Origin of the sequence: Flavobacterium sp. N2820 (assembly GCF_025947285.1) — a bacterium.
Taxonomy (GTDB): domain Bacteria; phylum Bacteroidota; class Bacteroidia; order Flavobacteriales; family Flavobacteriaceae; genus Flavobacterium.
On sequence record NZ_CP110008.1, the window covers coordinates 560,483 to 581,962 of the forward strand.

At 31.8% G+C, this 21,480-nt stretch carries 21 protein-coding genes and 1 tRNA gene; 12 read left to right on the plus strand and 10 right to left on the minus strand.

Translation table 11 applies throughout. The features are described 5' to 3' along the window. Together OLM52_RS02640 and OLM52_RS02645 are read right to left on the minus strand one after the other, a co-directional pair. Entirely contained in the window at positions 1–1,173 is a 1,173-nt protein-coding gene (locus OLM52_RS02640) for a PepSY-associated TM helix domain-containing protein (protein WP_264549598.1), read from the minus strand. 63 nt (positions 1,174–1,236) lie between these two features. Then, complete coding sequence (locus OLM52_RS02645; protein WP_264549599.1) at positions 1,237–3,381, minus strand: TonB-dependent siderophore receptor; 2,145 nt, start codon at positions 3,379–3,381, stop codon at positions 1,237–1,239. A 188-nt stretch (positions 3,382–3,569) separates the two neighbouring features. Between OLM52_RS02645 and prfA the strand changes: the two genes are divergently transcribed. Continuing rightward, the gene (prfA, locus tag OLM52_RS02650; protein ID WP_264549600.1) at positions 3,570–4,643 is read left to right on the plus strand and encodes a peptide chain release factor 1; all 1,074 of its coding nucleotides are present in this window, start codon (positions 3,570–3,572) and stop codon (positions 4,641–4,643) included. Positions 4,644–4,724: 81 nt separating this feature from the next. Here prfA and OLM52_RS02655 read toward each other — a convergent pair whose 3' ends face one another. The 5 genes from OLM52_RS02655 to OLM52_RS02675 form a co-directional block, all read right to left on the minus strand. Then, positions 4,725–5,300 carry a YdeI/OmpD-associated family protein gene (locus OLM52_RS02655; protein ID WP_264549601.1) on the minus strand — a complete coding sequence of 192 codons (576 nt, stop codon included), beginning with the start codon at positions 5,298–5,300 and terminating at the stop codon, positions 4,725–4,727. 64 nt (positions 5,301–5,364) lie between these two features. Continuing rightward, entirely contained in the window at positions 5,365–7,605 is a 2,241-nt protein-coding gene (locus OLM52_RS02660) for a M20/M25/M40 family metallo-hydrolase (RefSeq protein WP_264549602.1), read from the minus strand. Between the two features lie 105 nt (positions 7,606–7,710). Next, positions 7,711–8,952, minus strand: coding sequence for a peptidase T (gene pepT / locus OLM52_RS02665; RefSeq protein ID WP_264549603.1), 1,242 nt, complete (start codon positions 8,950–8,952; stop codon positions 7,711–7,713). A 95-nt stretch (positions 8,953–9,047) separates the two neighbouring features. Continuing rightward, positions 9,048–9,129: transfer RNA gene (locus tag OLM52_RS02670), tRNA-Tyr, on the minus strand. A gap of 165 nt (positions 9,130–9,294) precedes the next feature. Next, positions 9,295–10,419: a TlpA disulfide reductase family protein gene (locus OLM52_RS02675; protein ID WP_264549604.1), complete on the minus strand. Its 1,125-nt coding sequence runs from the start codon at positions 10,417–10,419 to the stop codon at positions 9,295–9,297. 245 nt (positions 10,420–10,664) lie between these two features. Here OLM52_RS02675 and rpsA point away from each other — a divergent pair, with 245 nt between their 5' ends. From rpsA to arsB, 11 genes are all read left to right on the plus strand, one after another. Then, positions 10,665–12,431 (plus strand): 30S ribosomal protein S1, encoded by a 1,767-nt coding sequence (rpsA, locus tag OLM52_RS02680; RefSeq protein WP_264549605.1) that lies wholly within the window; start codon positions 10,665–10,667, stop codon positions 12,429–12,431. A gap of 128 nt (positions 12,432–12,559) precedes the next feature. After that, positions 12,560–12,883 (plus strand): ArsR/SmtB family transcription factor, encoded by a 324-nt coding sequence (locus OLM52_RS02685; protein ID WP_264549606.1) that lies wholly within the window; start codon positions 12,560–12,562, stop codon positions 12,881–12,883. Between the two features lie 82 nt (positions 12,884–12,965). After that, complete coding sequence (locus OLM52_RS02690; RefSeq protein WP_264549607.1) at positions 12,966–13,442, plus strand: DUF6428 family protein; 477 nt, start codon at positions 12,966–12,968, stop codon at positions 13,440–13,442. A gap of 1 nt (position 13,443) precedes the next feature. After that, positions 13,444–14,061, plus strand: coding sequence for a class I SAM-dependent methyltransferase (locus OLM52_RS02695; protein WP_264549608.1), 618 nt, complete (start codon positions 13,444–13,446; stop codon positions 14,059–14,061). Between the two features lies 1 nt (position 14,062). Further along, entirely contained in the window at positions 14,063–14,674 is a 612-nt protein-coding gene (locus OLM52_RS02700) for a low molecular weight phosphatase family protein (RefSeq protein ID WP_264549609.1), read from the plus strand. A gap of 4 nt (positions 14,675–14,678) precedes the next feature. Beyond that, complete coding sequence (locus OLM52_RS02705) at positions 14,679–14,912, plus strand: thioredoxin family protein (RefSeq protein ID WP_264549610.1); 234 nt, start codon at positions 14,679–14,681, stop codon at positions 14,910–14,912. A 1-nt stretch (position 14,913) separates the two neighbouring features. Next, positions 14,914–15,435 carry a permease gene (locus OLM52_RS02710; RefSeq protein WP_264549611.1) on the plus strand — a complete coding sequence of 174 codons (522 nt, stop codon included), beginning with the start codon at positions 14,914–14,916 and terminating at the stop codon, positions 15,433–15,435. Then, positions 15,416–15,889 carry a permease gene (locus OLM52_RS02715; RefSeq protein WP_264549612.1) on the plus strand — a complete coding sequence of 158 codons (474 nt, stop codon included), beginning with the start codon at positions 15,416–15,418 and terminating at the stop codon, positions 15,887–15,889. Before OLM52_RS02710 ends, OLM52_RS02715 begins: the two co-directional genes overlap by 20 nt. A 2-nt stretch (positions 15,890–15,891) precedes the next feature. After that, positions 15,892–16,299: a nitrophenyl compound nitroreductase subunit ArsF family protein gene (locus OLM52_RS02720; RefSeq protein ID WP_264549613.1), complete on the plus strand. Its 408-nt coding sequence runs from the start codon at positions 15,892–15,894 to the stop codon at positions 16,297–16,299. A 2-nt stretch (positions 16,300–16,301) separates the two neighbouring features. Continuing rightward, positions 16,302–17,009 carry an aromatic aminobenezylarsenical efflux permease ArsG family transporter gene (locus OLM52_RS02725; protein ID WP_264549614.1) on the plus strand — a complete coding sequence of 236 codons (708 nt, stop codon included), beginning with the start codon at positions 16,302–16,304 and terminating at the stop codon, positions 17,007–17,009. Between the two features lie 4 nt (positions 17,010–17,013). Further along, entirely contained in the window at positions 17,014–18,045 is a 1,032-nt protein-coding gene (arsB, locus tag OLM52_RS02730; protein WP_264549615.1) for an ACR3 family arsenite efflux transporter, read from the plus strand. A 146-nt stretch (positions 18,046–18,191) separates the two neighbouring features. Here the strand turns inward: arsB and OLM52_RS02735 are convergent, their stop codons facing one another. From OLM52_RS02735 to OLM52_RS02745, 3 genes are all read right to left on the minus strand, one after another. After that, entirely contained in the window at positions 18,192–19,262 is a 1,071-nt protein-coding gene (locus OLM52_RS02735) for a TlpA disulfide reductase family protein (RefSeq protein ID WP_264549616.1), read from the minus strand. A 183-nt stretch (positions 19,263–19,445) separates the two neighbouring features. Next, a complete protein-coding gene (locus tag OLM52_RS02740) occupies positions 19,446–21,086 on the minus strand; it encodes a S41 family peptidase (RefSeq protein ID WP_264549617.1) in 1,641 nt (546 codons plus the stop codon). 122 nt (positions 21,087–21,208) lie between these two features. After that, a complete protein-coding gene (locus tag OLM52_RS02745) occupies positions 21,209–21,466 on the minus strand; it encodes a DUF6952 family protein (protein WP_008257653.1) in 258 nt (85 codons plus the stop codon). Between the last annotated feature and the right edge of the window lie 14 nt (positions 21,467–21,480).

A 21,480-nucleotide genomic window follows, 5' to 3' on the forward strand; every position in this document is an offset into this window, starting at 1 on the left:
TTATTTTTTATTTCGTTTTCCCCACCAAATAAAGAATCCTGTAACCGGTAATGACGCACAAACTAAACTAATAATCAACGCTAAAATCTTTGTCCAAATGCCAAAAATTGCACCAATGTGAATATCGTAATTCGCAGCGACTGCTTTTTCGCCTAAATTTTTATCATTGTGCGAATGTTGGTGCAATAATTCGCCTGAGTTTTCATCAAAAATCAAACTGTGATTCACATGATACGAGTAGGAGAGTTGTTTCACAAACACATCATAATTCGGATGTTCGTGGTCGTCTAAATGTTCGTATCCATAATCCAAACTGTATTGAAACGCATCAGGATATAATTCTTCGACTTTTTTGCCAATTTTATCCAACGTATGTTCGTTTCGTATTTCGATAGGCGCTTTGGTTTGAATGTGGGAAAAATCAGGATACGTTGTGCTTCCGCCCGAAAATACGAAGTATAAAATCGCTTGAATGAAGAAAAACGCATAAAATAATCCCGTAAAGGCAACCACAAAAGCTAATGACGAAACATAAAACCCTAAAACATTATGTAAGTCATAATTTTTGCGTTTCCAACTTTTTACATTTTTCCATTTGAAAGCAAAGCGTTGTTTTCTGGCGTTTTTGTTTTTTGGCCACCACAAAATAATGCCCGAAATCAGCATGGAAACAAAAATCAATGTTGGAATCCCGCACACATACGTTCCCCATTCGGTATTCAACATAAAACTGAAGTGAATCGATTTGATGATATTGAAAAAATCTGTCGTTTCATCATAAACGCCACGAACTTCGCCCGTAAACGGATTTACATAAACCGATTTGTAAACAACATATTCTTCGTAAAAGTTCCAACCTTCCGGATTTCTTTCGTAGTAATAGAAAATGTAGCTTCGGCTTTTATCAATAGGAACAGTTACCCAGTGAATCGGATATTTTTCATTGGTAAATGCATCTACTTTTTGCTCTAAAACTTTAAGCGAAAGCGGTTGTTTGTTGGCGATATTCGATTCGTGATGATAAATAGCATCTTTTCGAAGGGAATTGGTTATTTCTTCCTGAAACACATAAATTGCACCCGTAATCGAAATGATAAAAACGATTAAACCGGTTGATAAACCTAACCAAAGATGTAGTTTTCGAATGCCTTTTTTGAAACTTGATTTTTGCATGTGATTACGATAAAAACTCCCCACCGAAATGAGGAGCTTGCTTTAAACTAAACAGAAAATAAACTAAAATTTATATGTAACACCAGCGGTGATGCTACGTAAACGTTGAGGTGTAACCGTTGACCAACCTGAATAATATTTTTCGTTCAACATATTATTCAATTTTAAGGATACGTTAAACTTGTCGTTGTCATACGATAATGCCGAATTTAAAACCGTGTAATCAGGTAAGGCGAAAGTTCCTGTAGTGGCTCTGTTCAAAGTTTTGTATTCGCTAGCGTAGTTGCCACCAAAACCAATTCCGAAACCTTTCAATTGTCCATTTGTTACGGTATAATTTGCCCAAAAATTCACTAAAGTTTCTGGTCCCGCTTCTTCTGGACGTAAGCCTAAATAACCGTCGCCAGGAGATTCTTTCGTAACTTCTGCATCATTATGACTGAAACCTGCAATAACATTTAATCCTTTAATTGGATTGGCAACAATGCTTACTTCAACACCTTTGCTTTCTACTTCACCCCCTTGAATGGAGTTGTTGATGTTGTTTGGATCCGTAATTACGCGGTCTTTCACACGAATGTCATAATAACTTACCGATGCCGAAATAATGTCTTTGTACAAACTTGTTTTTAAACCCACTTCAATTTGATTGGCTTGTTCTGGATCAAATTCTTTGGTTCTTGGATTGCTTCCGTCGATATCTGCAACCGTTGTTGGAGCTACGTTTTGGAAACCATTCATGTAATTACCAAAAACAGATACTTTGTTTTCTACGATTTGATAGACAGCACCAAATTTTGGAGATAAAGCTACTTGTCCTTTTGTTTCTACGCCATCATATTGCGAAGTTTTTCCGTCAAAATAATCCAAACGTAAACTTGCCATCACTGATAATTTATTGGTAATATTCAATACATCTGAAACATAAGCACTCATAATTTCTTGGTTGGCTTCTGTGTTTCCTGCAAAACTTTCGGTTAAAAGAGCATCAGTTCCTGATTGTGTTAAAACTCCACTATCTGTTCCGTTAACTAATGAAACAACTCCGTTAGAAACCCAACCCGAACCACCATTAATCAATCTCGAATTGTAATAATCCAATCCAGTTACTAAGCGGTTTCTCATGTTTCCAATTTTAAAATCGCCTATGAAATTTTGTTGGATGTCTGTTGTGTAGAACGTTCCATCTGCTTTAGATATAAATCTTGTGAATTCATCCCCATTTGCGGAATCCCATAAATATTGATAGTAACCATTTGTTTTGGTTGAACTTTTAGATAAAACCGTTTGTGAATTCCAATTGTTTGATAGTTTATACAAGGCTTGCATTTGCATGTTGAACGAATTGTTGTTCATAGTTAAGTCATTTGAAGTAAATGATCTTTTGTAGTTTTTGTCAAACAAACTCATGTTATCAAATGAAAGAGGTGCGTAGCGACTTAAGAAAATCATACTCGCTTTTGCTGAGGTATTTTTGTAAAATTCTGTGTTTACTAAGAAAGTCAATTTATCACTAACTTCATATTTTAATGAAGGCGCTAAAAAGAAAGCATTTGAAAATCCTGCATCTTGGAATGATTCTTCTGTGGTATAAGCTGAATTTACACGAACCGCAGCTTTCTCATTCAGAGGAAGATTTACATCTGCGGTAACACGATTGCTGCCATACGTTCCGTTGTTGTAGCTGATTTCACCACCAAAAACTTGATGTGGTTTTTTAGTTACAATATTAATTAATCCACCATATGAAATCACGCTACTTCCAAACAGCGTTCCCGAAGGTCCTTTGATGACTTCGATGTTGTCAATGTTAATTGGGTCAATTGTTGTGTTGGTTAAAGCCGGTAAACCATTCACCATTGATGGTTGTACTGCAAAACCTCTCATAGAATAATACTCAGCTCCATCGCCGTTACGACCTGTTGATTCCCAAAGTCTAGTTACACCCGTTGCATTTTTTAACGCATCGTTAAAGTTCGTAACTACTTGTTCTTTTAACAGGTTTGCTGGAATAGAATTGTACACTTGCGGATTTTCAATATCCTTTAAAGGCATTTTAGAAACGGTTGTACTGGCTTCTTTTTTGTATTTGTTTTCTCGAATTCCTTCTACGGTAACTTCTTTTAAAACTTTGATCGAGTCATTTTTTTCTTGACTAAAAGCAAAGACAGAAGATATTAATAAGGAAGTAATAACTATTTTTTTCATTCTTATTTAGATTTAATTAAAATAACACAGCAAAAATATAAAGCCAAATTGAATCTACAAAACTTATTTAGACTTATTTAAAATAAATTTTATAAAGTTTTGGTTTTCAGTTCTAAAACTTTTAAACGCTTAAACTTTTAAACTTTAAACTAAAATTGTAACTTTGCACTCCAAAATAAGTGACTGCTATGTTAGATAGATTACAATATGTGAAGCAACGTTTCGATGAAATATCAGATTTGATTATTCAACCTGATGTAATTGCCGATCAAAAACGCTATGTACAATTAAATAAAGAATACAAAGACCTTAAAGGTTTAGTAGAAAAGCGTGAGGAGTACATCACAATTGATGCAAATATTAAGGAAGCAAATGAAATTATTGCTGATGGGTCTGATGCCGAAATGGTAGAAATGGCCAAAATGCAATTAGACGAGGCAAAAGAGCGTTTACCGCAATTAGAAGAAGAAATCAAATTTATGTTGATTCCAAAAGATCCAGAAGATGCGAAAAACGTAATGGTTGAAATTCGTGCGGGTACAGGAGGTGATGAAGCTTCGATTTTTGCTGGTGATTTATTCCGTATGTACACTAAATATTGTGAAGCACGTGGTTGGAGAACTTCTGTAGTGGATGTTAGTGAAGGAACTTCTGGTGGATTCAAAGAGGTAATTTTTGAAGTTACTGGAGAAGATGTTTACGGAACATTGAAATTTGAAGCAGGAGTACACCGTGTACAGCGTGTGCCACAAACGGAAACACAAGGTCGAGTACACACTTCGGCAGCAACAGTAATGGTATTGCCTGAAGCAGAAGAATTTGATGTACAAATTGATATGAACGATGTTCGTGTGGACTTTTTCTGTTCGTCTGGACCGGGTGGGCAATCGGTAAATACAACTAAGTCAGCGGTTCGTTTAACACACATTCCAACTGGATTAGTAGCGCAGTGTCAAGATCAAAAATCACAACACAAAAATAAAGATAAAGCATTAGATGTATTGCGTTCTCGTTTGTATGAAAAGGAATTAGCAATCAAACAAGCAGAAGATGCTACAAAACGTTCTTCGCAAGTGAGTTCAGGTGACCGTTCGGCAAAAATTAGAACTTATAATTATTCGCAAGGTCGTGTAACTGATCACCGAATTGGTTTAGATGTTTTTGATATGGATGGTGTAATGAATGGAAAAATTCAAAAGTTTGTTGATGAGCTTCAAATGGTGAACAACATGGAAAAATTAAAAGAAAACGAGGTTTTCTAATCAAAAATAATTGTACAAAAAAGTCAAACTATTTATTTAGTTTGACTTTTTTTTGTTAAGATAAAATGGATTTATCTGTATTTATCTGTATTTATCATTTAATCCTTTTCCCTCTATAATCTGCGGAATTATTTTTTCTAATCGTGCTAATTGTGTTTTTTCTTGTTTTGCTGAAGTGAGGTGTTCGATAAACTCTCTTTGTTTATAAGGAGAAAATTCATTGAATTTGGTTAAAAGTTCCTGATTTTTATCCAATTCGTTTTGAAGAAGTTCTGGAATTATAGTTTCTTTTTTTTCTTTTGGGATAACCAACCCTTTTTCTTCTATTTCAATCGCTTCATTAATATAATATAAAATTAGTTTTTCATCTATTTCATTGACCGAGGTAAATCGCATTTGTCGCAATGACTTGGTATTTTCTTCATTAGCATTAATGAGTAGTTTTTTTTCATCTTTCAGAAAAACACCATTATAAAACCAAATTCCAAAATAAGATTTAAAACTACCAATTCCTAACACATTTTTATTCTTGTGTGTATAAACAGAACCGCCCCATTTAGTAGTTTCAACTAAAGAAGTTTTACGAATAATCGCATGCAATTGCTCAATTTCATTTTCCCATTGATTGGTTTTGTTCCACTTGTTTTCTTTTTCCAAGTTATTCTATTTTTAGTTTATCAAATATAAAAAAAAGAGGAACATTGTCCTCTTTAGTTTATTCTTAGAATTTCACTTTCATTGTTATTGGTTTTCCATTTCGCATTACGGTTACGTCTTTTTCATCACCAACTGTTAATTTGGCTAAACAATCCATGTATCCATAGACTTCTTTAATTTCGCAATCACCAATTTTTATTAAAATATCGCCTTCTAATATACCAGCCGCATGTGCTGGACGATTTTCTGTAACTCCATCAATGTGTAAACCATCACCATGGTCAGTATAATCAGGCATAATTCCTAAAGTTACTTTATATTTTGGAACAGTTTTTCCTGCATTCATTGCTGTTTGAGTAAACTCGATTTTATCTAATGATGCAATTTCATTGGATACTCTAAATACATAATCAACAATGTTTCTTACACCATAATAATTGATTTTATCTTCGTCATCACTTGGTTTGTGATAATCTGCATGTGTTCCTGTAAAGAAAAATAAAACGGGAATATCTTTTAAATAAAATGAAGTATGATCAGAAGGACCTTGACCTGCATTGTCTAAAGTAACGTTGAAACCAGCGGGTTTGTTTTTGGTTATAATAGTTGAAAATTCTGGAGCAGTTCCAATTCCACCTACAGTTAAACTTTTATCTTTATCTAAACGACCAATCATGTCTAAATTTATCATGGTCACTACATTTGGATATAAACTTTTCAGTGTTTCTGCCATATGTTTTGAACCAATTAAACCATCTTCTTCTCCCGAAAATAAAGCAAAAATATAATTGACATTCTCTTTTGTTTTATTTTGTGAAAACATACGTGCTAATTCAAGTACTGCGGCAACACCTGATGCATTATCGTCTGCTCCATTATGAATTTCGCCATGTGAATTAGGCTTCGAAGAATGATTGTGTTCGTTTAATCCCAAATGGTCGTAATGTGCTCCAATTACAATTGTTTTTGAAGCTTTATTGTCTAAAAATGCAATCACATTTGTGCCACTATTTGCTTTATCGCTTGAAGCATCTGTGCTGTGCGGATTAATTTTTACCTTATAATTGAAAGTTTGTAAATACGATTGGTTTGCATAAGGCTTTAATCCCAAAGATTTAAATTCTTTTACAATATATGTTGCTGCTTTTTTTTCTCCAGCCGAACCAGTCAATCTACCTTGTAATTCATCAGATGATAAATAAGAAATATGTTTTTTTAATGTTTTTGGTTGAGCAATTTCAGTTTTGTCACCTTCAATCCAATCGGCAATAAAAACGTTGGTTTCTCTAGGCTTACTTTGCATTCTATTACTCGAAAAAACTAATTTTTTTCCATCAGGAGAAAACATCGGAAAAGCATTAAATTCACTTTCGTATGTAATTTGTTGTAAGTTTTCGCCATCAATATCAATCATAAATAGCTGGAAATCATATCCTCTTGTTGAGTGATGATTAGACGAAAAAATAATTTTTTTATCGGTAGGATGGAAGTAAGGTGCCCAATTGGCTTTTCCTAAATTCGTAATTTGTTTTAAATCGGAACCATCAATGTTGCAAGTATAGATTTCCATTTCAGATGGAGCAACCAAATTCTGAGCTAATAAATCTTTATATTCTTTAACAGCTTCAGCAGTTTTAGGTCGAGATGAACGAAAAACAATTTTTTTACTATCGTGCGAAAAGAAACAACCGCCATCATATCCTAATCCAAAAGTAATTTGTTTTAAATTACTACCATCGATATCCATGGTGTAAATTTCTAAATCGCCGCTTCTAATACTAGTAAAAGCAATTTTTTTACCATCTGGAGAAACAACAGCTTCAGCATCATAACCTGGCGTATTTGTTAGCTGTTTTGTGATGTTTCCTTTTAAATCGGCAATATAAATATCAAATTCAGGATAAATCGCCCATAAATATTTTCCTTCAATTGGCTTTGGAGGAGCAGGACAAGCATGGTCTGATGCGTGTGTGGAAGCATATAAAATGTGTTTTCCATCGGGCATATAATAAGAACAAGTGGTTCTTCCTTTTCCAGTTGAAACCAATTGCAAGCTTTTTTCATTGAATTCTTGTGCTTTTAAATCTAACATGAAGATTTGGTCACAAGAAACACCAAATGCTTTGTTGGTAACTTGAAGTGTTAATTGATCCCCTTTTGGACTAAAGTAGGCTTCGGCATTGTCGCCACCAAAAGTGAGTTGTTTGATGTTTTTTAAATGTTTTTCTTGAGCTGGAGCAAGTACTGAAAAAGATGTAATTAGTACGAGTAAAAACTTTTTATTAAAATTTATTGTTTGAAACATAAATGGTGTTTTTATTTATAATGAATAAAAATGAATTACGAATATACAAAAAAGACAAGTCATCAAAAACCTGTCTTTTATAATTGTTTTCTATGCTGAAATAGATTATTTAGTAGTTGCAGTGATTTCTGCAATTTTTACAATTACTTCTGTAGCTTTAACCATACTTTCAACAGGAACATATTCATATTTTCCGTGAAAATTATGTCCGCCTGCAAAAATATTTGGACAAGGTAAGCCTTTATAGGATAATTGACAGCCGTCTGTTCCACCTCGAATGGGTTTGATTAATGGTTTTATACCTAATTCTTTCATGGCTTTTTCTGCAATTTCAACGATATGAAAAACTGGTTTTACCTTTTCTTTCATGTTGTAATATTGATCTTTTACTTCAGCAATTACAATTTCTTCGCCAAATTGTTTTTTCCACTTTTTGTTGAATTTATTTGCTAATTCGTGGATAAATTCTTTTCTCTCTTTGAATTTTTTTGCACTATGGTCACGGATAATTAGTTCAACTACAGTTTCTTCGATACTTCCTGAAATTCCTACTACATGAAAAAATCCTTCATAACCTTTTGTTTTTTCTGGAATTTCATTCTTAGGTAATTTGGAAATAAATTGATTGGCTAAGAGCATTGAATTTATCATTTTTCCTTTAGCATAACCAGGATGAACGCTTTTTCCTTTAAAAACAATTTTTGCGCCAGCTGCATTAAAATTTTCATATTCTAGTTCGCCAATTTGACTTCCGTCCATAGTGTAAGCCCATTCGCAACCAAATTTTTCAACATCAAATTTATGCGCACCACGACCAATTTCTTCATCTGGAGTAAAACCTACACGAATTTTTCCGTGTTTGATTTCGGGATGTTGAATTAAATATTCCATTGCCGACATAATTTCGGTAATTCCGGCTTTGTCATCGGCTCCTAAAAGGGTTGTTCCGTCTGTTGTGATTAGGGTTTGGCCTTTATATTGTAATAAATCTTTAAAATAACTTGGTGATAAAATGATGTTTTGTTTTTTATTTAAAACAATATCACCTCCATCATAATTTTTTACAATTTGAGGTTTTACGTTAGCGCCAGTGAAATCTGGAGTTGTATCATAATGCGAAACAAATCCAATTGTTGGAACTTTGTGTTTTACATTACTTTCTAAAGTAGCCATTACATAGCCATTTTTATCTATGGTTACTTCTGTCATTCCCATTGCTTTTAGTTCTTTAACTAAAAGATTTGCAAGGTCTAATTGTTTTTTAGTACTTGGAGTAGTATCTGAATTTGGATCAGATTCTGTATCAATAGTTACGTAGCTAATAAAGCGGTCAATAATGTGTTGCATGAATTTTAAAATTTATACAAATATAGGAAATTGAATAGGTATTTAAAAGTAAGAGTTTGGTAAATAAAAAAAGCACTTCAAATGAAGTGCTTTAGTGGGGAGAGCAGGATTCGAACCTGCGAAGATGTAATCAGCGGATTTACAGTCCGCCCTCGTTGGCCGCTTGAGTATCTCCCCAAGCCATCTTGCTTATTTGACTAAGCGGTTGCAAATATAGAATTGTTTTTTGTTCCTGCAAAGATATTTTCCACTATTTTATAGACTATTTTATAACTTTCTGTAAATGAAAAACATAAAAAAATCTTCCGAAGAAGATTTTTTAAAATATATTTTATGTTGGAATTATTTAACCCCTAAAAGTTCTTTTACTTTTGCTTTTAAAGCATCACCTCTAAGATCTCTTGCAACAATATTCCCTTTTGCATCTAAAATAAAAGTAGCAGGTATTGATTGTACGTTGTATTGTTTAGCAATAGGCTCACTCCATTGTTCAAGATTTGAAACCTGATTCCATGTTAATTTATCTTTTGCAATAGCTTCTTTCCATTTTGTTGCATCTTTATCTAAAGAAACACCAATAATATTTAGTCCTTTGTCATGTAATTCATTATACATAGCAACTACATTTGGATTTTCAACTCTGCAAGGACCACACCATGATGCCCAAAAATCAATAATAGTCACTTTTCCTAATGATTCTTTTAATGAAATTACTTTTCCATCAGGTGAAGGAGCTGAAAAATTTGGAGCAGGTTTACCTATTGAAATTTCAGACACAGAATCTAATACTTTTTTAATGTTTTTACCACTTTTAGTTTCTAGCAACCCTTTGTCTAATTTTTCATAGTATCCCTTTACTTCTTCTGGTGTTAAGTATTGTCTCATTAAAAAGTTTTCTAATAAAAGAACAGATAAATAAGCATCTTTATTTTCTTTAATGAATTTTACAGAAACTTTGTTCATGTCTTCTTGAAAGCTATTGTATTCTCTCATGATTTGATTAACTGTTGCTGTATCGTTTGCAATTTTAGCAGCTTTTATTCTTTCTGCATTTGCTTTTTGAAATTTACCTAATTTTCTAGCAATTACTTTAGATTCATTGTTGAATAATTGAAATTTCTCATTGTTAGGTGTTCCACCAATTATAGAGTTTTGAACGGTATCTGTTTTAATTGATATGCTAATTTCTCCTTTTTCTAATATAATAGGCAAACTAATTTGTTCGTTTTCAATTCTTACAAATCCTAAATCAATGCCTTCAGTAAAGCCTTTTAATTCAAATTTTCCATTTTCTATAACACCAGTATCTTTAACAATACTTCCTGTTTCACTTTGAATTTCTACAAAAACTTTTTTACCGTTTTCTACACCTGTAGCATCTCCATTAATAACAAATTCATTGTCTTTTAATTGGTTGCAAGCAATAGCAAATAATGCTGCAGTAGTAATCAATATTATTTTTTTCATTTTAATAAATTAAATTTTGGCAAATGTATTTAAAATTCCTCATTTACAAAACATAAATAAATGTTAGGATTTGTGTAAAATCTCGTTATTAAAGTTTTGTCAATCAAAAATATAGTTGTAATTTTGCGCACCTTTTAGCGAGGAGCGTTTCTATTAGGTATCAAGTATTTAAATGTAAAACACTGTTGTAGTTTTCTATCGCATTTCGAAACGCAAGAAACACAGCATACAAATTTTTAATCAGCATGTCTGAAATTAACAAAACACAAGAAGAGTTTTTAGCGAATTTTAACTGGCATAACTTCCAAGAAGGAATTGATCCAGTTGATGAAAAAAACTTGCAAGAATTTGAAGAATTAGTAACTAAAACGTTCATTGCTACAGATCAAGAAGAAGTAGTAGAAGGTGTAGTTGTTAGAATTACTGAAAGAGACGCAATCGTTGACATCAACGCTAAATCTGAAGGTGTTATTTCTTTAAACGAATTCCGTTACAATCCTAACTTAAAAGTTGGTGATAAAGTAGAAGTATTAATCGACGTTCGTGAAGACAAAACAGGTCAATTAGTATTATCTCACAGAAAAGCTAGAACTATCAAAGCATGGGATAGAGTTATTTCTGCTAACGAAACAGGAGAAATCGTTAATGGTTTCGTTAAATGTAGAACTAAAGGTGGTATGATTGTAGATGTTTTCGGAATTGAAGCATTCTTACCAGGTTCACAAATTGATGTGAAACCTATCCGTGATTACGATCAATATGTGAACAAAACTATGGAATTTAAAGTTGTGAAAATCAACCACGAATTCAAAAACGTAGTAGTATCTCACAAAGCGCTTATCGAAGCTGATATTGAAGTACAGAAAAAAGAAATCATTGGTCAATTAGAAAAAGGACAAGTATTAGAGGGTGTTGTTAAAAACATTACTTCTTATGGTGTGTTTATTGATTTAGGTGGTGTAGATGGATTAATCCATATTACAGACTTATCTTGGTCAAGAATTAATCACCCAAGTGAAGTTCTTGAATTAGACCAAAAATTAAACGTTGTAATCCTTGATTTCGATGATGAGAAAACAAGAATCCAATTAGGTTTAAAACAATTAAATGCTCATCCTTGGGATGCTTTAGGAACTGAATTAAAAGTTGGTGATAAAGTTAAAGGAAAAGTTGTTGTTTTAGCTGATTACGGTGCTTTCATCGAAGTTGCTGAAGGTGTAGAAGGTTTAATCCACGTTTCTGAAATGTCTTGGTCAACTCACTTAAGAAGTGCTCAAGATTTCATGAAAATTGGTGATGTAGTTGAAGCAGTTGTTTTAACTTTAGACAGAGACGAAAGAAAAATGTCTTTAGGTATCAAACAAATGACGCAAGATCCATGGACTGATATCACGGCTAAATATCCAGTAGGTTCTAAACACACTGGAATCGTTAGAAACTTTACTAACTTCGGAATTTTCGTAGAGTTAGAAGAAGGTATCGACGGTTTAGTTTATATCTCTGATTTATCTTGGACTAAGAAAATCAAACACCCATCTGAATTTGTAAACGTTGGTGAAAAATTAGACGTTGTTGTATTAGAATTAGATGTTGAAGGACGTAAATTATCTTTAGGTCACAAACAAACTACTGCTAATCCATGGGATAAATATGAAGATGCATTCGCTGTTGGAACAATCCACAACGGAGCAATTTCTGAAATCGTTGACAAAGGTGCTACTGTAGAATTTGGTGACGATATCGTTGCTTTCATTCCTACACGTCACTTAGAAAAAGAAGACGGTAAAAAATTGAAAAAAGGAGATACTGCTGACTTTAAAGTTATTGAATTCAATAAAGAATTCAAAAGAGTAGTAGCTTCTCATACAGCTATCTTCAGAGAAGAAGAAGAGAAAAACGTTAAAACTGCAGTTGAAACTACATCAAATAGCTCAGCTCAAACATCTACTTTAGGTGATAATAACGATATTCTTGCTGAATTAAAAGCTAAAATGGAAAAAGGAGGTAAATAATCTCACTTTTTGTCCTGCTGAATTCAGTTCAGCAGCTATAAAATTAATCCCGAAAGAAATTTCGGGATTTTTTATTGCGTATTATATTTGTTTATCGTAATATTGCAATATAATAATTTATAAAAATTATGGGAGCATCAAAATCAGAATCCTTTTCAGTGGAACAAAACGAAATGGCAACGTTGTTTAAAGCTTTGTCGCATCCGGCACGTATTGCAATTGTTGACTATTTGTTAACTGTTGATACTTGTATTTGTGGTGATATTGTAAATGAATTGCCTTTAGCGCAACCTACGATTTCACAACATCTTAAAGAATTAAAAAACGCTAATATTATTAAAGGAACTATCGAAGGAACGGCCATTTGTTACTGTATTAATCCAGATACGATTGATAAAATTGAAAATCATTTTGGGATGATTCGTCATAAGTTAAAGAATAAATGCTGTTAAAAAAGATGGGTTAACTGTCTTAGAAATTTAGACATCTAAGAATCTAATTAATCTAACAATCCAACTTTCTAAATAATCTAAAATGAAACTATCAGAAATCAAATCCGAATTAAAAAAGCTAACAACAATAGCTTTTCAATTGCCAAATGGTGATTTAGTACCGAATCATTTTCATGTAACCGAAGTAGGTAAAATCACAAAGCATTTTATCGATTGCGGTGGAGTTGTTCGTACAGAAGAAGTAGTCAACTTCCAACTTTGGGAAGCCAATGATTATGATCATAGATTACATCCTGAAAAATTGGTTCATATTATTGAATTGTCCGAGCAAAAACTTCAAATTCCTGATTTAGAAATCGAAGTCGAATATCAAATGAAGGAAACTATCGGAAAATTCAGTTTAGATTTCGACGGAACTAACTTCCAATTGAAATCAAAATTAACCGATTGTTTAGCTAAAGACAATTGCGGTATTCCACCAGAAAAAATGAAAGTCAAAATAGGTGAGTGGAAACCGAAAGAAACGTCTTGTTGTACACCAGATTCAGGTTGTTGTTAATATGGAAAATACTAAAAAACAACATTGGGAAACTGTTTTTACTACAAAAGCAGAAAATGAAGTAAGTTGGTATCAGAGCGAACCGAAAACTTCAATTCAATTAATTCAAGCTTGTAAAGTTACTAAAGATGCCAAAATTATTGATATTGGTGGTGGTGATAGCTATTTGATTGATAGTTTACTTGATTTAGGTTACACAAATTTATTCTTGTTGGATATTTCAGCTGCAGCTATTGAACGTGCTAAAATTAGATTAGGAGCTCAAGCTAAGAACGTGACTTTTATAGTTTCCGATAGTTTGCATTTTCAATCAAATGAAAAATTTGATGTTTGGCACGATAGAGCATCTTTTCATTTTTTTACAGAAGAGAATGATATCGAGCAATATAAAGCTAATGTAATTGCAAATACCAATCAAAATGCACATTTTATTATCGGAACTTTCTCGGAAGATGGTCCTTTAAAATGTAGTGGTTTACCTATTATGCAATATTCAGTTGAAAAAATGGAAGCGGTTTTCGGTGCAGATTTCGAATTAGAAAATTGCTTTACAGAAGATCACGAAACGCCTTTTGATACGGTTCAAAATTTCATTTTTTGTCATTATAAAAAATCATAATATGTTCGAAAATTTATCAAAAACCATCCAAATTATAAAGGATATTTCAGTTTCAGAAGCACGAAAAGAGGTTTTGAAACCGTTATCGGATTACATTCAAAATAAAGTCAATACAAACGAAGAAATTCGATTGAACTTCATTTGTACGCACAATTCCAGAAGAAGTCATCTGTCGCAAATTTGGGCACAAACGATGGCTTTTCAATTCGAAATAAAGAATGTTTTTTGTTATTCTGGCGGAACGGAAGCAACAGCAATGTTTCCAAAAGTGGCTGAAACATTAGTCAATCAAGGATTTCAAATTCAGCAATTAAGCCAAGAACAAAATCCAGTGTATGCAGTGAAATTTGATGACAATCAACATCCAATTATCTGTTTTTCTAAAACGTATTTCGATGATTTTAATCCGAAAAACAGCTTTGGAGCCATCATGACTTGCAATAACGCCGACGAAGGTTGTCCAATGGTTTTTGGTGCCGAAGCCCGATTTCCAATCAAATACGATGACCCAAAAGCCTTTGATGGAACGGATATGATGAACGAAAAATACACAGAACGTAGTTTGCAAATTGCAAGTGAAATGCATTATGTATTCTCACAAATTAAAAAATAATATCATGAGAACAATTAAAATACTAGGAACTGGTTGTGCCAAATGCAAAGCTACTGAACAAGCTGTTAGAGATGCAATTGCCAAAAATAACATTGATGCAACGGTAGAAAAAGTAGAAGATATTCAGCAAATTATGGAATATAATATCTTATCAACTCCTGCAGTTGTGGTGGATGAAATCGTAAAAATAAAAGGAAAAGTTCCAAGTGAAGCCGAAATTTTAGAAGCACTTTCATAAGATGTTTGATTGGCTACAAAACCTTTCTGATTGGCTGATTTATTCGATTTTTAACATTGCTCAAGGCACAAAATTGGGCGATGCACTCAACTTTTTTGTGTATGACACGATAAAGATTTTGATTTTATTGTTTCTCATCACAATGGTTATGGGTGTTGTTAATTCGTACTTTCCAGTGGATAAAATCAGAAATTACCTTTCTAGAAACAAACTTTTTGGTTTAGAATACCTGTTTGCCTCAACATTTGGAGCAATTACACCATTTTGTTCATGTAGTTCGGTTCCATTGTTTATAGGTTTTGTAAAAGGAGGCATTCCACTTGGAGTAACATTCGCTTTTTTAATAACATCGCCTTTAGTAAATGAAGTTGCAATTGCATTATTTATTGGTATGTTTGGCTTAAAAGCAACATTAATCTATGTTTCAAGTGGAATTCTATTAGGTATGATTGGCGGAATAATTCTTGGCAAATTAAAACTAGAAAAAACACTTATCGCCATGGGTGCAAGGTGTTTTAGCTAATTCAGAAAAAGAAGGTGATTTAGAAGAAGAAAAACAAACTTTTTCACAACGTTTGCCTTCCATTTTTAAAGAAGCACTTTCCATAATCAAAGGCGTTTTTTGGTACATTATTATCGGAATTGGAATAGGAGCCATGATGCACGGATTTATTCCAACAGGATTTTTTGAAACTTATATTAGTAAAGATAATCCGTTTGCTGTGCCAATAGCTGTAATTTTAGGTATTCCAATGTATAGTAATGCCGCTGGAGTATTACCCATAATTCAAGTTTTTGTGCAAAAAGGAATTCCTATTGGAACAGCCATTGCATTTATGATGGCAGTGGTGGGTTTATCCATTCCAGAAGCTACAATGCTTAAAAAAGTAATGACATGGAAGCTAATCGCCATTTTCTTTGGAGTTGTGGCAATTTGCATCATTATTTCAGGTTATGTATTTAATTTAATTTTATAAAAATGAAGTCAAAAATTATCATAGTATTAGCGGTATTTACAACATTTTTTTCGTGTAAAAACGAAGTGAAAGAAGAAGTACAACCAATAGTAGAAAATTCAATAACTACGGAAATTCAATTGATTCAATTTCATACCGAGCATCGTTGTATTACCTGCAATAACATTGAGAAATTAAGCAAAGAAACCATTAAAGGAAACGAAGCAATTTCGTTTGTTTTGTACAATGTAGATGATGAAAAAAACGCAAAAGTAGCCGAACAATTTGAAGCTACTGGAACTTCTTTATACTTGTATAATTCCAAAACTAGATTTACTAAAGATTTAACCGAAATGGCTTTTATGTATGCCAAAAATGAAGGCGATAAGTTTAAAACCGAACTTCAAAAAGAAATTTCCGCATTCAAGTAATTATGGATTTCATTCAAACTTTTGCCGAAAATAAAGAGTTTCCTGTTCTTGCTGCTTTTGCTTTAGGATTACTTACTGCAATTGCTCCGTGTCCGTTGGCGACAAATATTACGGCGACCGCTTTTATTGCAAAAACCATCAATAATAAGAAAAAAGTATTGTTGAGCGGATTGCTTTATACTTTGGGAAGAATGTTTTCGTACACCTTAATTGGGGCGATGATTTATTTTGGAGCAAGCAAATTTCAAGTAGCAAAGTTGTTTCAAGGAAATGGGGAAAAATATATAGGTTATGTTTTGACAATTATAGGTTTAATTATGTTAGATGTAATTAAGTTGAATTTTATCAAAGGATTTAATTTTACCGAAAAATTATCTGAAACGTTTAAAACCAAAGGATTATTAGGCTCATTTTTATTAGGTGCTTTGTTTGCTATGGCATTTTGTCCGTATAGTGGAGCTTTATTTTTTGCTATGTTGATTCCAATGACCTTAGCATCAAGTGAAGGTTTATTATTGCCAATAGTTTTTTCTATTGGAACAGGTTTACCCGTAATTTTCTTCGCTTTTGTGATTGCTTTTAGTATGGAAAAATTAGGAAATTATTTCAAAACCATAACTAAAATTGAAAAAGTAATGCGAATAATTGCGGCTCTAACGTTCATCATTACAGGATTGTATTATATCAATATTTATTTAAAAATAATTTAGACAAATGAAAAAACGATTAGGATTTTTAGACCGATTTTTAACGCTTTGGATTTTTTTAGCAATGCTAATTGGAGTAGGAATAGGTTATTTTATTCCAAATTCAGCTGATTTTATTAATTCCTTTTCATCAGGAACTACGAATGTTCCGTTGGCGATTGGCTTGATTTTAATGATGTATCCACCATTAACTAAAATCGATTTTTCAAAAGTGCCTCTAATGTTTGAAAAACCTAAGTTATTATCGGCTTCGTTTTTTATTACATGGATTTTTGGCCCTTTTTTAATGTTTTTATTGGCTACTTTCTTTTTGAAAGACTATCCTGAGTATATGACGGGATTGATTATCATCGGAATTGCGCCTTGTATTGCTATGGTAATTGTTTGGAATGAACTTGCTGAAGGAAACAGAGAATTAGCTGCTGGTTTAATCGGAATAAATAGTTTGTTACAAGTGTTTTTCTTCAGTTTGTATGCTTATTTTTATTTGGAAATCATGTTGCCTTTGTTTGGAATAAAAGGTTTAAAATTAAATATTACAATCACCGAAATTGCTCAAACGGTTGGAATTTATCTCGGAATTCCTTTTGCTTTGGCTGTGATTAGTCGTTATGCGATTAAAAAGTATTTGGGAGATAAATTTTTTAATCAAAAGTTCATTCCTTTTGTTTCGCCAATTACGTTGATTGCTTTGCTTTTTACAATTGTCGTCATGTTCAGTTTGAAAGGTGAAATGATTGTTGATTTACCAATGGATGTTGTTAGAATTGCTATTCCATTAGTGATTTTCTTTACGATTATGTTTTTCTTGATGTTTTTTGTAGCCAAAAAAATCGGAGCCAACTATCGCGATGCTGTAGCATTATCGTTTACTGCTTCTGGAAATAATTTTGAATTAGCCATCGCTGTTTCAATCGGTGTTTTCGGAATTAATAGCGGACAAGCTTTTGCAGGTGTTATCGGACCTTTAGTAGAAGTTCCCGCTTTAATTATACTAGTAAATGTGGCGTTTTGGTTACGAAAAAAGTGGTTTTCATAGAAACGTTTTGAGGCTTACTTTAAGTGGTGTTGAGTCAGCACTAAGTCTTTAAGAATATAATTAAACATTTCATTCAGCAACGGATTTTCTAACGTAAAACCTGGAGGTAGCCATTGAAGTAAACCTCTATTGTGTTCGGACTTTAATTATTTTACCGTTTTAAACAATGTATGCAATTGTTCTTCCAATTCTTCGGGAGAAATATTTTGATCAATAATTATACCTTTGTCATCAATTAAAAAATTTGATGGAATTGATTGTATATTGTACATTTTGGCAATTTTGCTATCAAATTCTCCAGTTTCAATTACGTTATCCCAAGTCGAATTTTCCTTAATGATCGTGTTTAGCCATTTTTGTTTGTCTTTTTTTGAATCGAGCGAAACAGCAAGTATTTTAAATTTATGTTTTTTAAATTTACTGTAAATTCTCTTAATTTCAGGCATTTGTTTTCTACATGGTTCACACCATGAAGCCCAAAAATCTATAAATAATATTTTACCTCTATAATTTTTTGATTGTAATTTTTTTCCATTTTCATTTGGGAGTTCAAAGTCAAAGATTGGTTTACCGACTAATGTAATCTTTTCTGGAAATAAATTACTTTTTAAAACAGCTATAGTTGATGAATCTTGAAATTTTAAATCTAATTTTTCGTACATTTTCTTCAACTTCGAAATATCAGAGTTAGACTTCCAGGATTCTTCTGCAAGTAAATTTGCACTGTATTTACTTTTTGGATTTTTTGTTATAATTTCATCGATTTTCAAATACTTTTTGTTTTCCCAATCTTTACTATCTTTAAACTTTGTTTTATAACTTTCAAATTCGTTTTGCAAATCAGCAATTTTACTTCCTTTACTTGAATTAATAATAATCCAATCTAGTTCAGTTTCGCCTATTTTTTTTTGTTGAATTTCTATGTTTATTGTGATTTCGGATTCTTCAAGAAAGAAATCCTTTTCCATTGCGGATGTTCGCCTTTTTGTACCTAATCGCGCAGCTGTAGTTGATAATATTGTGCCATCAAAACGAAATTTATTGTTTGTAACTAAGCAACTGTCTTGTTTAGAATCATAATGAAGATATATAAACCCTGAATAGTTTCCTTTTATAGTTCCATTTAAAATAAATGTATTTGGTTTTAATTTGTTACAACTAGCAAGAGATAAGAATATAAGCAAATTAAGAAGTATTTTCAAATAATTTAATTTCATTATTAGTTTTATGTTATTTTTATTATTCAGAATTTAGCTTCCAAACAGCGTTTTGCGGTTTTAAGAAGTTTGGGATTTATAAACCCCTTAACTTTCGATTAAAACTGAAATTCAAAAGTACAAAACAAACTTTAAATTAAGTCCTAAAGCCCAATTTCTTATAACCGCTGCTGACAGAAGTATTTATTTTTCTTTTTCTATTAATTCAATTGCTTTTTCCAATATTTCATCTTTTCCTTCTAAAATTCCTTTAATAGTTGGTCTAACCTCAATATCAATTTTCACTCCCTTTCTTTGTGTTTCTGTTCCATCAGGATAATAAACGCCAAGTCCACTTACATATGATTTAAAACCAATAAATTCTGCAAGCGAAATATTCCCATCAGCACCCGCTGTTTGACTTCCAATTGTAATTGTATTTTCTCCTGTTTGTAACATCATAGTTGAATATTCAGCCGCACTTTGGGTTTCTTCATTAACTAAAATAATAATTTTGCCGCTGTAAAATTGGTTGTGTATTGGGGTTATTGTTTTTGTTTTTTTCCATTTGAATTTGCTTGGATAAGATAAGTCAGGTTCTGTAAGCTTTGCAAATTCTTTTTCAGTTTTTATAAATCTTCTGGCTAATAAATAAGGTGCAAATTTTGGATAATTTCTGAAATCAATTATTATAGCTTTTGTAGATTTAAAACTATCCATCATTTTCTCAACATCGTCCATTTCTAGTACTCCCATGTTTATATAACCAATATTATTGCCTAAAAGTCTAAATTTTTCTGGGATAATTTCTTTTTGAGAATTTAATTTTTTCTCATCATAACGACCTACAGTTTTAAGTAATTTTGTACCATTACGATTAATTGTTATCTTAATAGAATCTGTTGAACCGTTAAAAATTACAAAATCATAATTTTTTGCTTTTGTATTATTATTTGATCCATTAACATATTTTCTTGTTTCAATCATCTTTTTTAATACATCATTTTCATTCTCTTTTTCAAGAATATCTCCTAATCTTAAATCATTTTCTTTGGCTAAAGAATCATTATAAAATCCTGTTATAACAGCTTTATTCTCAATTAAATTAAATTTTACAGGTATATATTTTCTTCCAAAGTAGTCATGAATTTTATTTGAATATAAGTTTGCATGAGTATCATCAAGTTTAATAACTGTTTCAAGTAATCCTAATTGATATTCTGTTGCATTTTTTGCATTTTTAAATTTCGGAATCATTTCAAAAAGTACATCATCCCATTTTTGATCTGTAAGATATTTATATGGAAAAAAATATTCTATAATGTTCCAATACTTAAATAAGCTTAAAAGTCTATAGTTTGTGTCAGGAAATTCAAAATTATTATATTGTACTTCATTTTTTATAATTATATTACCATTGTTTGAGGTAGAAACATAGTTGTTTTTTCCTTGGAATCTATTGTTTTCAATATATTTTAATTTCTCTGAAAGTGTACTTGTAAAGATTGTTTGGTCTTGCATCCAAGTAAGATTGAAGTTCTTGTTAAAAGATTCTTTTTCATTAATATCACTACATTTTCCGCATTTTTTAATCTCACCTAAACTTTCAATCCAAACCAAATAAACTTTTGAAATATCTTCTTTAGTTTTTGATTGTATTATTTTAGGTAAAGTATTTAATAATTGTTCGTCCCAATTAAAATTACCTTTTGCAACATTTGGATGATAATATTTTAGAAATCCCCAGACTTTGCATAGACTTGATAACTTTTCTACTTCTTTTAATTCTTGAGAAAATACAAATTGAGATCCAATTAAAATAAATATAAGAATATTTTTTTTCACAGTTTTTAATTTTTAATTTTTTAGGGCAATATCACCTAACTCATTAATAACTGCATGTTTTCTATTTAATTAATAATGAAATGTAAATATAAAAAAAACTCTCAATTGCTTGAGAGTTTTTTTTATTTGTCAATTGAACCTAAAACGCGTTTCATAAAATCGTTTAAGGCTGTTTTTTTGTCTTTGCCTTCTTTTATCATTTGGTTTACTTCAAGTGCACCATACATATTAGAAATTAATTCGGCAATTACATCTAATTCTTCATCTTTTAAGGAAGAAACTTCACAAAGGTTTTCTAACACTTCAATAGTTTCAACTAAATAATCTTGATCGTTATCCTCAATAAATTGGGTTAACTGTTTTATTACAGGTAATTTCATTTGTTTTTTGTTTA